11 protein-coding genes are annotated in these 13,582 nt (G+C 69.7%); 1 reads left to right on the top strand and 10 read right to left on the bottom strand.

The features are described from left to right. Positions 1-229 precede the first annotated feature (229 nt). Entirely contained in the window at positions 230-2,335 is a 2,106-nt protein-coding gene (locus tag ADL01_RS21775) for an alpha-galactosidase (RefSeq protein ID WP_053743742.1), read from the bottom strand. Between the two features lie 170 nt (positions 2,336-2,505). Between ADL01_RS21775 and ADL01_RS21780 the strand changes: the two genes are divergently transcribed. Beyond that, positions 2,506-3,303 carry a tyrosine-protein phosphatase gene (locus tag ADL01_RS21780; RefSeq protein ID WP_053743712.1) on the top strand — a complete coding sequence of 266 codons (798 nt, stop codon included), beginning with the start codon at positions 2,506-2,508 and terminating at the stop codon, positions 3,301-3,303. Between the two features lie 18 nt (positions 3,304-3,321). On the opposite strand, the gene ADL01_RS21785 is transcribed toward ADL01_RS21780, so the two are convergent. From ADL01_RS21785 to ADL01_RS21825, 9 genes are all read right to left on the bottom strand, one after another. Continuing rightward, positions 3,322-3,444, bottom strand: a complete 123-nt coding sequence (locus ADL01_RS21785) for a DUF6126 family protein (RefSeq protein ID WP_053743713.1) — start codon at positions 3,442-3,444, stop codon at positions 3,322-3,324. Next, positions 3,441-4,082, bottom strand: a complete 642-nt coding sequence (locus tag ADL01_RS21790) for a helix-turn-helix domain-containing protein (RefSeq protein ID WP_053743714.1) — start codon at positions 4,080-4,082, stop codon at positions 3,441-3,443. The genes ADL01_RS21785 and ADL01_RS21790 overlap by 4 nt, the downstream gene beginning before the upstream one ends. Positions 4,083-4,146: 64 nt before the next feature. Then, positions 4,147-5,556 (bottom strand): aspartate aminotransferase family protein, encoded by a 1,410-nt coding sequence (locus ADL01_RS21795; protein WP_053743715.1) that lies wholly within the window; start codon positions 5,554-5,556, stop codon positions 4,147-4,149. 23 nt (positions 5,557-5,579) lie between these two features. Beyond that, positions 5,580-7,511, bottom strand: coding sequence for a 1-deoxy-D-xylulose-5-phosphate synthase (gene dxs / locus ADL01_RS21800; RefSeq protein WP_053743716.1), 1,932 nt, complete (start codon positions 7,509-7,511; stop codon positions 5,580-5,582). 41 nt (positions 7,512-7,552) lie between these two features. Next, positions 7,553-8,710, bottom strand: coding sequence for a flavodoxin-dependent (E)-4-hydroxy-3-methylbut-2-enyl-diphosphate synthase (ispG, locus tag ADL01_RS21805; protein WP_053743717.1), 1,158 nt, complete (start codon positions 8,708-8,710; stop codon positions 7,553-7,555). A gap of 4 nt (positions 8,711-8,714) precedes the next feature. Beyond that, the gene (gene hpnH, locus ADL01_RS21810; RefSeq protein ID WP_053743718.1) at positions 8,715-9,737 is read right to left on the bottom strand and encodes an adenosyl-hopene transferase HpnH; all 1,023 of its coding nucleotides are present in this window, start codon (positions 9,735-9,737) and stop codon (positions 8,715-8,717) included. Between the two features lie 5 nt (positions 9,738-9,742). Beyond that, positions 9,743-10,378: a 1-hydroxy-2-methyl-2-butenyl 4-diphosphate reductase gene (locus ADL01_RS21815; RefSeq protein WP_053743719.1), complete on the bottom strand. Its 636-nt coding sequence runs from the start codon at positions 10,376-10,378 to the stop codon at positions 9,743-9,745. Further along, positions 10,378-12,375, bottom strand: a complete 1,998-nt coding sequence (gene shc, locus ADL01_RS21820) for a squalene--hopene cyclase (protein ID WP_053743720.1) — start codon at positions 12,373-12,375, stop codon at positions 10,378-10,380. The genes ADL01_RS21815 and shc overlap by 1 nt, the downstream gene beginning before the upstream one ends. A gap of 114 nt (positions 12,376-12,489) precedes the next feature. Beyond that, positions 12,490-13,563: a polyprenyl synthetase family protein gene (locus ADL01_RS21825; RefSeq protein ID WP_053743721.1), complete on the bottom strand. Its 1,074-nt coding sequence runs from the start codon at positions 13,561-13,563 to the stop codon at positions 12,490-12,492. Positions 13,564-13,582 lie beyond the last annotated feature (19 nt).

Genomic DNA, 13,582 nt, shown 5'->3' on the forward strand with positions numbered 1-13,582 from the left:
AGCCTCGGGTTCCCTGTGTCCGGGTTTCCGTTGATCCTTCCCGGAATTCCCGGTCACCGTCCGTGAATTCTGGATCTTTTCGGCTCGCGAACTCCCTTACAACACGCTGAAATTACGTGCACATGACGGAGACACGCGGTCACTAATATGACGCTGCTCACTCGCCCGATTCACAGCGACCCTCCTTCCGGAGCGAGTTGCAACGAAGGCCCCATAAGGGACAGAAGCATCAGATGCGACGCAGTCGGATAACTGCCGCATCAAGGTCACCCTTGAGTCCGGTGCGCAAGCCGTGGTGCAACAGCACGGCGCCTTGGTGGATTTCGCCCGTTTCGCGACATTCATAGGTCGCCGACCGGTCGAGTCCGCGCAGTCGCAGCGCCGGTACCGGCTCGCCGTGGTGCTGCGCCTGGAGCCAGGCGAGGACGACGGTCTCGTCCCCGAGCACGTACTGCACCGCGCTCAGTCCACCGGTCGGGCGCCGCAGCCGGTAGAGGTCGCCGCGCTGCACGACGGGCCGGATCTCCTTGTAGAGCTCCACCCACCGTCCGGCCTCGGCCAGCTCCTCCTCCGTCCACTTCGCGAGGTCGCCGCCGACGCCGAGCACCCCGGCCATCGCACTCACGAAGCGGAACCGCAACGAGCTGACCCGGCCGTTGAGCTGCGTGTTCGGACTGTCCGTGACCCAGGCGGCCATGACCCGCGCCGGGTGGATCTGGCTGAAGCCCTCCTGGATCGCGAGGCGGTCCAGCGGATCGGTGTTGTCGGAGGTCCACACCTGGTCCGTACGGGCGAGGATCCCGAGGTCGATCCTGCCGCCCCCGCCCGAGCAGGACTCGAAAGCGACACCGGGGTGCGCCGCCCTCAGCCGGTCCAGCAGGGCGTACAGACCGCGCACGTGGTCGACCCACAGACGCTGCGGGTAGTCCTCACCGGGCCAGCCGGCGTCGGTGAAGCAGCGATTGAAGTCCCACTTCACGTAGTCGATCGGGGCACTGGAGAGCATCGCGTCGAGCTGCTCCCAGAGGTACTGCCGGACATCCTCGCGGGCAAGGTTCAGTACGAGCTGATTGCGGAACTCCGTCCGCTTGCGTCCCGGCTGGAACTGCACCCAGTCGGGGTGCGCCCGGTACAGGTCGCTGTCCGGGTTGACCATCTCCGGCTCGACCCAGATGCCGAACCGCATCCCCAGCGCGTGCACGTACTCGGCGAGCGGCCTCAGCCCCGCCGGGAAGCGGTCCGGGTTGGGCGTCCAGTCGCCGAGGCCGGCCCGGTCGCTGGTGCGGGCCCCGAACCAGCCGTCGTCCACGACGAACAGCTCGACACCGATCGCTGCGGCCCGCCGGGCCAGCGTCCCCTGCTGCTCCTCGGAGATGTCGAACTCGGTGGCCTCCCACGAGTTGTAGAGCACCGGCCGGTCCCGGTCCGCGTCCGGCACGACGTACGCGCGCTGGTACGCGTGCCACGCCCGGCTGGCCCCGCCGTACCCCGCGTCGGTCCACAGCCCCGCGAAGACGGGCGTGGTGAAGGACTCGCCCGACGCCAGGCGCAGCAGACCCGAGTCGTCGTATCCGGCACCGCCGGTGACCTGCACGCGCGCGTCCGGCAGCTGGGCGACGGCGATCCGCCACGACCCCGACCAGCCGAGCGCGCACGTGTACACCTCGCCGTGCTCCTCGGTGGCGTCGGTGTCGAGCGCCACCCAGGGCAGATGCTGGTGCCCGGTGTGACCGCGCCGGCTGCCGATGACCTTCTCACCGTAGGTGAGGTCCGTTCTCACGAGCCGGGACTCGGCTGCCCAGCGTCCGTGCAGCTGGGAGAGGTGCCAGCCGTCGCGCTCGGGGAGCGTCCAGGTGGCGGAGTCCGCGCGCAGCAGCTCCAGCGGGCCGGTGGTGTCGGGCGCGTCATGGGTGAGGGTCACCCAGCGCTCGACCACGTCATGGCGCATCCGGTAGTGCAGCGTGATCGCCAGCCCGGCGTCACGGAACCGCAGCCGCAGTTCCTCCCCCTCGTTGCCGCCCTCGGCGCCACCCTCGGTCTCGTACGACTCGAAGCTCCACTCGGTGCCCCGGCGTTCCTCGGTCCGCACGGACAGGGCGGGGCGTACGAAGCGGGGGCCGCCCTCGACCGGGTATTCCTCACGGCCGTCGAGCGGCGCCTCGAAGGGCCAGTAGTGCGACAGGGGCCGGACGGCGAGCGCCTCCGCGTCGGCGAGGGCGATGGGCGGGCCCCAGTGCAGGTGCAGCAGCTCGTCGTCCTCGGTGAGATGGACGGCGTAACTGCTCGTGGGCCCCGAGAGAAGCCAGGTACGACCGGTTCCGGCGATTTCCAGCATCATGCCCCCACAGATCCGAACAGGCGCGCTCAAGCGTCAACATCATCAGTGCTCGGGCACCCGACGGCAACGCCTGTGGAAAACTCCTTGGCCTGCTCACCCATGTCGTATCGTCGAAGCGCGCCCGTCGACGAGCAGCGTCCGCGGGGCGGCGTGGGAGGGGAGCCCCCGTGACGCAGCAGGTCCCGTCGACCGAGCCCGAGCTGGGCGGCGTACGAAACTTCCGTGATGTGGGCGGACTACCGACCGTCGACGGTCGGCGCGTGGCCCCCGGACGGCTGTTCCGCAGTGGTCATCTCGCCCACGCGACCGATGAGGACGCGGTGTTTCTCGGCTCCCTCGGGCTGCACACGATCTTCGACTTCCGCAACGCGGCGGACATCGAGCTGGAGGGGCCGGACGTCGAGCTGCCGGGCGTGCGCAACGTGAACATCCCGCTGTCCGACCCGGCGCACGGGGCGGAGTTCTGGAAGATGGTCCGGGACGGCGATCTCGACGAGCTGCGCGGCGCCCTGGCCGACGGCAAGGGCGAGCAGCGGATGATCAACTCGTACCGCGAGATCGTCAGGGACCGCACGGCCGAGCACTCCCGGATGCTCCACGCGCTGGCCGAGGACAGTGTCCCGGCCCTGATGCACTGTGCGGCCGGCAAGGACCGCGCCGGTCTGTCCATCGCGGTGACGCTGCTCGCCGTCGGGGTGGAGCGCGACGCGATCGTGGCCGACTACATGGAGTCGGACGCGCAGCACCGGCGCTACAAGGTGCGCCGCAACGGCTCCGCGGCCAAGGCTTACAGCCCCGAGGTCCTGGAGCTGCTCAACCCGCTCTTCGGCACCCGCCCCGAGTATCTGACGGCGGCCATGGAGATGGTCGAGGAGACCTGGGGCGGTGTCGACCGCTATCTGGAACGGGGGCTGGGCGTCACCCCCGAGACACGGGAGCGGCTGCGGGAGCGGTTCCTCGACTGAACCCTCCGTCCGCGGCCGCTACTTCTTCGCGCCCACCTCGAAGAGCAGGAAGATGAAGGCGGCGAAGAGATGCCCGACCGCGATGTAGATGATCAGCCGCACCCACAGGGCCCGGGGGAATCTCTCTTCCATGTCCTTCATGGCGTCACTCCAGTGGTCGGGCCGAGGCAGAGAGCGGTGGTGGGGCTCTGCAGCAGGGTGTGGACGAAGAGCAGATCGGTGCCGTCGGGGCCGTCGGCGGCGAGGCGGTGCGGGGTCAGCGAGTCGAAGTGCGCGCTGTCGCCGGGGGCGAGGACGTGCGCGGTGTCCCCGAGGCGCAGCCGCAGCCGCCCGGTGAGGACGTACAGCCACTCCTCGCCCGGGTGAACGCGCACGATGTCGCCCTGGGCCCCGTGCGGCACATGGACGCGCAGGGCCTGCATGCCGCGTCCGGACGCGCCGGCCTGCCAGTACGACCAGCCGCCCGCGGCGGTCGGCTCCATGTCGGCGGCGCGCACGATGGCGTCCCGGTCGGCGACGGTCTCACCGAGCAGTTCGGAGACGCTCGTGCCGTAGATACGGGCGAGCCCGAGCAGCATCGGCAGGGAGGGCTGGCGTTGCCCGGTCTCCAGGCGGGAGAGGTGTGCGGGCGACAGCCCGGCGGCACGGGCGGCGGCCTCCAGGGTGAGGGAGGCCCGACGGCGCAGCACGCGCAGCCGCGGTGCGAGAATGGGGAGATCCTCGACCGGCTCGGTGGCCTCTCCGGGCGTCCGCACCGGTTCGGCTTCGGGAAAGCTCATGCCTTCCATTCAGCCGCAGGCTTGCCTCTGAGGCAACTTTCTTGCCTCAGAGGCAAAAGCGGTCCTATCGGTTGGCCACCGCCTGCTTGACCAGGGTCTTCCCGAAGTCCCACATCAGCCCGCTCCCGCCGTGCGCGTCGTCCATCACGGCGGTGAAGGCGTCCACGAACCGGTCCGCCTCCCGCTCCCCCACGACCAGCGGCGGAATCAGCTTGATCACCTCCAGGTGGTCGCCGGAGACCTGCGTCAGGATCCGGTGCCGTTGCAGCAGCGGTACGACGACCATCTGCGCGAACAGCCCCTTCCGGGCGGCCTGGAGCATCGTCCAACGACCGCGCAGCGCCAGAGACTTGGGCTTCCCGAACTCGATGCCGATCATCAGACCCCGGCCGCGTACGTCGGCCAGCAGCTCGTACTTGTCGACCAGCGCCGCCAGCCGGGATTTCAACAGCTCCCCTGTCGCCCGGGCGCCCGCGACGATCTGCTCGTTCTCCATGACCGACAGCACGGCAAGTCCCGCCGCCATGGCCTGGGCGTTGCCCCCGAAGCTGGCCGAGTGCACGAGGACGCGGTCGATCGACGAGTAGACCTTCTTGAAGATCCACTCCTTGCCGATCGTGGCGCCCACCGGCACATACCCACCGGACAACGCCTTGGCCACGCACACCAGGTCGGGTTCGACCCCCTCCTCGTGCTGGTAGGCGTAGAAGTCGCCGGTCCGTCCCAGTCCGGTCTGCACCTCGTCCGCGATGAGCAGCGCCTTGTGCTGGTGCAGCAGTTCCTGGGCGGCGCGCAGATAGCCGGGGGGTGTCTCGTGCACGCCCTTGCCCTGGATCGGCTCGACGATCAGGGCTGCCACGTCGCCCTTCTTCACCTCCCGTGCCAGGGCGTCGAGATCACCGAGGGGGACGGCGGTGTCGGGCAGCAGCGGGGCGAAGCCGTCCCGGAAGCCGTCCTCGCCGTTGACGGACAGGGACCCGGTGGTCAGGCCGTGGAAGGCGTGCGCGCAGTACAGGACGCGTGGCTTCCCGGTGGCGTACCGGGCGAACTTGAGCGCGGTCTCCACCGCTTCCGTGCCGCTGTTGCCGAAGAACACCCGGTCCAGATGGGGACTGTGGGTGAGGAGGCGCTCGGCGAGCAGCCCGGGCAGCGGCTGGCAGTCGAAGCGGGTGAGGTCGGCGAGCTGGGCGTCGAGGACGTCGTGCAGCGCCTTGCGGACGACGGGGTGATGGCGGCCGAGCCCCATCACCCCGAACCCGGCGAGCATGTCGAGGTAGTCGTTGCCGTCCGCGTCCCAGAAGTACGCGCCCTCGGCCCGTTCGTAGACCTTGTCGAAGCCGATGGTGTGCAGCATGCGCGGGAGCTGGTGGTTGAGGTACCTGGCGTGCAGCTCGTAGCGTTCGGCGCCGCGCTCGGCCAGCAGCGCGCCGAGGTCGAACTCCCCGGACGGGGAACCGGGTTCAGCGGTTGTCATTCGTGCCTCTCCTAAGATTTCCCCTAAGACTTCCCCGTGGCCTGCCCCTGGGGCAGGCCCTGAGGCAGTCCCTGGGACAGCTCTTCCTGGGCGGCCAGCCCGGCGCTGATCCGTCCGGCTATCTCGACGGGTGTCAGGCCGATGTCGGCGAGCAGCTCACCGCGCTTGGCGTGCGCGAGGAACTGTTCCGGGATGCCGAATCTCCGTACGGGTACGTCGACTTCGGCATCGCCGAGCGCCAGCGCGACCGCGGCGCCGACGCCCGACGCGCGGCTGTTGTCCTCGACGACGGCCACCATGCGGTGCCCGGCGGCCAGTCCCGGCAGCGCCGGATCGACGGGCTTGACCCAACGCGGGTCCACGACCGTGCAGTTGATGCCGCGCGCCGCCAGCAGTTCGGCGGTCCGCAGACACACCGGAGCCATCACGCCGACCGCCACCAGCAGCACGTCGGCGGCCTCCTCGGACCGGTGCAGCACATGCATCCCGCCGACATGGCCGACCGCCTCGATGGCCGGCCCCACCGACTCCTTGGGGAACCGGATCAGGGTGGGCGCGTCGTCGACGGCCACCGCCTCCCGTAGCTGGGCGCGGAGTTGGGCAGCGTCGCGGGGCGCGGCGATCCTCAGGCCGGGTACGACCTGGAGGATGGACAGGTCCCACATACCGTTGTGTGACGCTCCGTCAACTCCCGTGACTCCGGCGCGGTCCAGCACGAACGTCACCCCGCAGCGGTGCAGTGCGACGTCCATCAGCAGCTGGTCGAAGGCACGGTTGAGGAAGGTGGCGTACACGGCGACGACGGGATGCAGACCGCCCGTCGCCAGCCCCGCCGCCGACACGGCCGCGTGCTGCTCGGCTATCCCGACGTCCCACACCCGGTCGGGGAACCGCTCGGCGAACTTGCCGAGGCCCACGGGGTGCAGCATGGCCGCGGTGATCGCGACGACGTCGTCCCGCTCCTCCCCGATCCTGACGATCTCGTCGCCGAACACCGATGTCCAGGAAGGCCCGTTGGAGGGCGCGAGCGGCTCGCAGGTGAGCGGGTCCATCACCCCGACGGTATGGAAGTGGTCCTCCTGGTGCGAGCGCGCGGGCTCGTAGCCGCGCCCCTTCTCCGTCAGGCAGTGCACGAGCACGGGCCCGTGGAAGCGCTTCGCGCGCCGCAGCGCGGACTCCACCGCCCCGATGTCGTGTCCGTCGATCGGGCCGACGTACTTCAGCCCCAGGTCCTCGAACATGCCCTGCGGATTGAACGCGTCCTTGAACCCCTTCTTCGCGCCGTGCAGCGACTCGTACAGGGTGTTGCCGATGAGCGGGGTCCGCAGCAGCACGTCCTTGCCCCAGGCCAGCACCTGTTCGTAGCTGTCCGTCGTGCGCAGGGTCGCGAGATGGTTGGCGAGTCCCCCGATGGTCGGCGAGTAGGAGCGTTCGTTGTCGTTGACGACGATGATCAGAGGCCGGTCCTTGGCCGCCGCGATGTTGTTGAGCGCCTCCCAGGCCATCCCGCCGGTGAGCGCGCCGTCGCCGATGACCGCGACGACATGCCCCTTCTCGCCCTGCACCTGGCGGGCCTTGGCGAGCCCGTCGGCCCAGCCCAGCGCGGTGGACGCGTGACTGTTCTCGATGACGTCGTGCTCGGACTCCTCACGCGAGGGATAGCCGGACAGGCCACCCTTGCCACGCAGCTTGGAGAAGTCCTGACGTCCCGTCAGAAGTTTGTGTACGTAGCTCTGGTGGCCGGTGTCCCACAGGATGCGGTCGACCGGTGACTCGAAGACCCGGTGGAGCGCGATGGAGAGTTCCACCACCCCCAGATTGGGCCCGAGATGGCCGCCGGTCCTGGCGACCGCATGCACCAGGAACTCTCGTATCTCGTCGGACAGTTCACCGAGTTCCGCCTCGGACAGCGCCTTCAGGTCACGTGGTCCCCGGATGTTCTCCAGAATCGTCACGCTCGGGCCCCCTCTTCTTCCGTACTCGTCAGCCGTGCTGTTCAGCTCACGGTGACCGCCGGTTCCCCCGACGCGACGCCGTCACGCTCCATCTGTTCGGCGATCTTCATCGCCTCCTCGATCAGGGTCTCCACGATCTTCGACTCGGGCACGGTCTTGATGACCTCGCCCTTCACGAAGATCTGCCCCTTGCCGTTGCCGGAGGCGACCCCGAGGTCGGCCTCCCGTGCCTCGCCGGGGCCGTTGACCACACACCCCATGACAGCGACGCGCAACGGCACCTCCATGCCGTCCAGGCCGGCCGTGACCTGGTCGGCGAGCTTGTAGACGTCGACCTGGGCGCGTCCGCACGACGGACACGACACGATCTCCAGCCGCCGTTGCCGCAGGTTCAGCGACTCCAGGATCTGGATGCCGACCTTGACCTCCTCGACCGGCGGCGCGGACAGGGAGACCCGGATCGTGTCGCCGATGCCCTCGCTGAGCAACGCCCCGAAGGCGACCGCCGACTTGATGGTGCCCTGGAAGGCGGGACCCGCCTCGGTGACGCCCAGGTGCAGCGGGTAGTCGCACCGTTCGGCGAGCAGCCGATAGGCGTTCGCCATGATCACCGGGTCGTTGTGCTTGACCGAGATCTTGATGTCCCGGAAGCCGTGCTCCTCGAACAGCGACGCCTCCCACAACGCCGACTCCACGAGCGCCTCCGGGGTCGCCTTCCCGTACTTCTGGAGCAGCCTCCGGTCCAGCGAACCCGCGTTGACCCCGATCCGGATCGGCGTGCCGTGGTCCCCCGCGGCCCGCGCGATCTCCTTGACCTGGTCGTCGAACTGCTTGATGTTGCCGGGATTGACGCGGACGGCGGCGCAGCCGGCGTCGATCGCGGCGAACACGTACTTCGGCTGGAAGTGGATGTCGGCGATCACCGGGATCTGCGACTTGGCCGCGATGGTCGCCAGCGCGTCCGCGTCGTCCTGCGTGGGGCAGGCGACGCGGACGATCTGGCAGCCGGACGCGGTGAGTTCGGCGATCTGCTGGAGCGTGGCGCCGATGTCCGACGTACGCGTCGTCGTCATCGACTGCACCGACACCGGGGCCCCGCCCCCGACCGCCACCGGCCCGACCTCGATACGCCGGGTGACCCGGCGCTCGGCGATCGGGCGGAGCGGCATCTCGGGGACGCCCAGGGAGACGGCGGTCACGACGTCACTCCCGGTTTCCGGTGACGGTCTCGCGCATGGCGCGCAGGGACTCCTTCAGGGACCCCATGGTGGCCATGACGGCCGTCGGCTCGTAGCCGCAGTGCGCCATGCAGTTGGCGCACCGGTCGTCCTTGCCACGGCCGTAGGAGTCCCAGTCGGTCTTCTCGATGAGGTCCTTGTACGTCGTCACGTACCCGTCGCTCATCAGATAGCAGGGCTTCTGCCAGCCGAACAGCGAGTAGTTCGGGATCGCCCACGCCGTGCACGGGAAGTCGACCTTGCCCTCCAGGAAGTCCAGGAAGAGCGGGGAGTGGTTGAGCCGCCAGCGCCGCCGGTTGCCGCCCGCGAAAGCCTTCTTGAACAGCTCGCGGGTCTGCTCGACACCGAGGAAGTGCTCCTGGTCGGGGGCCTTCTCGTAGGCGTAGGCAGGGGAGATCATCATCTCGTCGACCTGGAGCTCGTCGTTGAGGTAGTTGAGTACCTCGATGACGGTCTGCGGGGTGTCGGTGTTGAAGAAGGTCGAGTTGGTGGTGACCCGGAAACCGCGCCTCTTGGCCTCCTTGATGGCGGCCACGGCCTCGTCGAACACCCCCTCCTTCGCCACGGACTCGTCGTGCCGCTCCCGCAGGCCGTCGATGTGCACGGCGAACGCGAAGTACGGCGAGGGCGTGAACTTGTCCAGCTTCTTGCGCAGCAGCACGGCGTTGGTGCAGAGGAAGACGTACTTCTTCCTGCCCACCAACTGCCGCACGATCTCGTCGATATGAGGGTGCATCAGGGGCTCGCCGCCCGCGATGGACACCATCGGGGCCCCGGATTCGAGCACCGCCCCGACGGCCTGGGCGACCGGCATGCGCTGCTTGAGCACACCGGCCGGATGCTGGATCTTGCCGCAGCCCTCGCACGCCAGGTTGCAGGCGTAGAGCGGCTCGAGTTCGACGATCAGCGGGAACTTGTCCCGCTTACGGATTTTCTGTTCGGCCAAATACGTAGCGACCTTGATGGTCTGGCGGAGCGGCATGGCCATCTGGCTCACCTCCTGGGGAGCAGCAAGGAACGGTGCCATTCGACAAAAGCGGGAAGGACCGAACGAAGAACGCGGAAGGCCGATATTCCACCGCGAAGCGTGCCGATCCGGACGAGTTCATGCTCTGGAGCGTCCACGACCACCCGTACGGCCGCAACCGGGCGCACGCCCGTGCGCACGGCGCTGAGGAGCGTGGCCGCCGACTCCATGTCGACCGCGATGGCGCCGGTCGCGAGCAGCTCCGACCGTTCGTGACCGCGTACGACATGGTCGGAGCCGGTGAGCGGCCCTGTGTGGACGGTGCGCCCGGGTACCGCGCGCACCAGTTCCTTGACGAGCAGTTCCGTGCCGACGCAGCGGGTGACGCCGCGCGGGTCCCTGGTCTCCTCGGCGACCACCAGGTCACCGGGGTGCATGCCGGGCGCGAGTCCGGCGCAGAAGCCGGTGGCCAGGACCGCCGCGTCGCGCAAGAGCGGGTCGGCGAGGGTCCGGGTGACGGCCGCCCGAGCCGCCTCGGGCCCCATTCCCGTACGCAGCACGGTGACGGGTCCCGCGCCGCGTGCGCCCCGGCGCAGGGCGAGCCGTTCGATGCCGAGCGCGCAGGCGATCAGCAGCGGGGCCGGCTCGGGCTGCCTGGCCATCAGCCCCCCTTGACGTCGGCGAAGGGCTCCCCGTGGACGTACCGGCCGAGCGCGGTGAGCGGGAAGACCTGGCGGTAGAGGTGGTAGTTGATCGAGAAGTCCCAGGGGAAGCCGGTGCCGGTGAAGTACGGCTCGTCCCAGGAGCCGTCCGGCAGCTGGGTCGCCGCGAGCCACCCGACGCCGCGTTCGACGGCCTTCGAGTCGTGCTCCCCGGCGGCCAGCAGGGCGAGGAGCGCCCAGGCCGTCTGGGAGGGGGTCGAGGCGCCCCGGCCGCTCCAGCCCGCGCTGTCGTGGTAGGAGCGCAGATCCTCGCCCCAGCCGCCGTCGTCGTTCTGGACCTTCTCCAGCCAGCCCACCGCGCGCCGGATCGCCGGGTGCGTGGCGGGCAGGCCGGCGGCGGTCAGCGCGGGCACCACCGAGCCGGTGCCGTAGACGTAGTTGACGCCCCAGCGGCCGAACCAGGCGCCGCCCGGCTCCTGTTCGGCGAGCAGCCACTCGATGCCGCGCCGGGTGCGCGGATCGTGGGACATGCCCTCGACGGCGAGCATCTCCACGACATGCGCGGTGACGTCGGCGGACGGCGGGTCGATGACCTCGCCGAAGTCGCAGAACGGCAGCTTGTTGGGGAGCGTGCTGGTGTTGTCGACGTCGAAGGCGCCCCAGGCACCGTTCTTCGACTGCATCCCGAGGTTCCAGTTGACCCCGCGCTCGATGGCCTTCTCGACCCGCTTCGGATCGTGGTGCTTGACGCGGCGCAGTGCGAGGACGACCTCGGCGGTGTCGTCGATGTCGGGGTAGTTGTCGTTGTGGAACTCGAACGCCCAGCCGCCGGGCGGCAGTTCGGGCCGACGTACGGACCAGTCGCCGGGCCGGACCACCTGCTCGCCCAGCATCCAGTCGGCGGCCTTGACCAGTTGGGGGTGGTCGGCGGGCACGCCGGCGTCGGCGAGGGCGATGACGGCGAGGCAGGTGTCCCACACCGGTGACTGGCAGGCCTCGATCATCCGGGCCCCGTCCTCGCGCCACACCGTGAAGCGGTCAAGGGACGTCAACCCGGCCCGCATGACCGGGTGTTCCAGGTCGTAGCCGAGCAGGTGCAGGGCGATCAACGAGTAGACGGCGGGCGGCTGGATGCCTCCCCAGCAACCGTCGTTCTCCTGACGCTCGATGATCCAGCGGGCGGCGGCGTTCATCGCCGCCGTGCGCAACCGGCGCACCGCCACCTTGCGGTAGCCGTGCAGAATGCGGTCGAGACGCTGGAAGACGCCGTCCCAACTCGCGATCGGAGCAAAGGACTTGCCCGGGTTCGGCAGGTCGGGGTCGGTGTGCAGCTCGGTGAGCGGGAAGGGCGCCGGGCGGACCGGGCGCTTCGCGCTGACGACGGTGAGCGGCACGATGGTCTGCCGGGCCCAGCAGCCGAAGTCGTAGATGTTGAGCGGCATCCACGTCGGGAAGTAGATGAGTTCCGGCGGGAGTTCGGGCAGGTCGTCCCACTTCCACCAGCCGAACAGGGCCAGCCAGATCCGGGTGAAGACCCGGGCGGCGGCGATGCCTCCCCGGTCGCGGATCCAGGCGGACGCCTGCGCCATGTGCGGCGCTTCGGGGGCGTCCCCAGCCAGCCGCAGGGCGACGTACGCCTCGATGGTGGCGGAGAGTTCGGCGGGTCCGCCGTGGAAGGTGGCCCAGGTGCCGTCGGCACGCTGCTCGCCACGGATGAACAACGCGGCTGCCTGGGTGGTCTGTTCGTCCCGGATGCCCAGGAACTGACGGAGCAGGAGGTCCTCGGCGTCCATCGTGACGTTGGTCTCGAGGTCGCCCTTCCACCAGCCCTGCTCGTCCTGCCGCGCGAGCAGATGATCGATGGCATGCCTCATGGCATGCGCGGCGGCATCCTGAACCCCTGCCGCCACTGGGGCGTCGGTGCCGGTTTCGGTTTCGCTGGCCGAGGCAGCGCGGGGCGGCAGGGCCCCGGTGCTTCCGTCGGTCGTCGCTGTCATGGCTTCCCCTTCGTGCAGTGGCATGTCTCTGCTGTGTGGGTCCGCCGTCGGCCGGTGCGCCGCTGAACGCGGCGCCGGCCGGCGACTACGCGAGGCTTATTCGGCCGATAGTGATCATCTCTTTCGTACGACGACGAAGTCGGCGAGCGCCGTGAACTGCGCACGCACCCGGTCGGGCATGTCGATGGCGCTCAGTGCGTCGACGGCGATGGTGTGCTGCCGGCGCGCCTCCTCGGCGGTCCACTCCCGGCCGCCCGCCTGTTCGATCAAGGCGGCGCGGACGGCGAACTCCTCCTCGGAGAAGTTCTCGAACTCGCTGCTCTGCGCGTCGGCGGCGAGCAGTTCACCGAGCCGTTCGGCGGCCGGGCCGCGCGCCGCGAGGGCGGCGACGACGGGCAGGGACTTCTTGCGCTGGCGCAGGTCGCTCCAGGTCTGCTTGCCGGTGGCCTCCGGGTCGCCCCAGATGCCGAGGAGGTCGTCGACGGCCTGGAAGGCCAGGCCGAGGTGGTAGCCGTACTTCTCCAGGGTGTCGGCGGTGCGGTCGTCCGCGCCGCCGAGGACCGCGCCGATGGAGCTGGCGCAGGCGAGCAGGGCGCCCGTCTTGTTGCCCTCCATCTCCAGGCACTCCTCGACGGTGACACGGTCGCGGTGCTCGTACGAGATGTCCTGCGCCTGGCCGTCGATGAGGGCGCGGGTGGCGGTGGTCAGGCGGCGGGTGGCGCGGCCGGCCTCGACGGTGCCGAGTTCCAGGAGAATCTCGTTGGCCAGCGCGAACAGGGCGTCGCCGACCAGGATGGCCTGGGCGGGGCCGTACACCTTCCACACGGTGTCACGGTGGCGGCGCTGTTCGTCGCCGTCCATGAGGTCGTCGTGCAGCAGCGAGAAGTTGTGCACGAGTTCGACGGCGACCGCGCCGGGGATGCCGACCTCGGGGTCGGCGCCGGTGACCTCGGCGGACAGCACGGCGAGCGCGGGGCGTACGGCCTTGCCGCCGTCGCCGGCGGCGGGCCTGCCCTGGGCGTCGATCCAGCCGAAGTGGTAAGCGGAGACGGTGTCCATGGGCGCCGCGAGACGGTTGATCGCCGTCCGCAGTACCGGAGTGGCCAGGGTCCGGCCGCGCTCCAGGAGCGCGGTCACGTCCACCGCGGTCCCTCGAGCGGCCTTCGGGGCCGGGGGCACAGTGGGCACAGTCTCTCCTCTTGTTCCG

This window comes from Streptomyces sp. NRRL WC-3618, from assembly GCF_001280005.1.
In the GTDB taxonomy this organism is placed as follows: domain Bacteria; phylum Actinomycetota; class Actinomycetes; order Streptomycetales; family Streptomycetaceae; genus Streptomyces.

Bases quoted from the DNA above. Each gene is read 5' to 3' on its own strand.
- ADL01_RS21775 (WP_053743742.1), bottom strand. From the start codon at position 2,335: ATGCTGGAAATCGCCGGAACCGGTCGTACCTGGCTTCTCTCGGGGCCC.
- ADL01_RS21815 (WP_053743719.1), bottom strand. From the start codon at position 10,378: ATGGCCAGGCAGCCCGAGCCGGCCCCGCTGCTGATCGCCTGCGCGCTC.
- ADL01_RS21785 (WP_053743713.1), bottom strand. From the start codon at position 3,444: ATGAAGGACATGGAAGAGAGATTCCCCCGGGCCCTGTGGGTGCGGCTG.
- ADL01_RS21795 (WP_053743715.1), bottom strand. From the start codon at position 5,556: ATGACAACCGCTGAACCCGGTTCCCCGTCCGGGGAGTTCGACCTCGGC.
- hpnH (WP_053743718.1), bottom strand. From the start codon at position 9,737: ATGGCCATGCCGCTCCGCCAGACCATCAAGGTCGCTACGTATTTGGCC.
- shc (WP_053743720.1), bottom strand. From the start codon at position 12,375: ATGACAGCGACGACCGACGGAAGCACCGGGGCCCTGCCGCCCCGCGCT.
- ADL01_RS21790 (WP_053743714.1), bottom strand. From the start codon at position 4,082: ATGAGCTTTCCCGAAGCCGAACCGGTGCGGACGCCCGGAGAGGCCACC.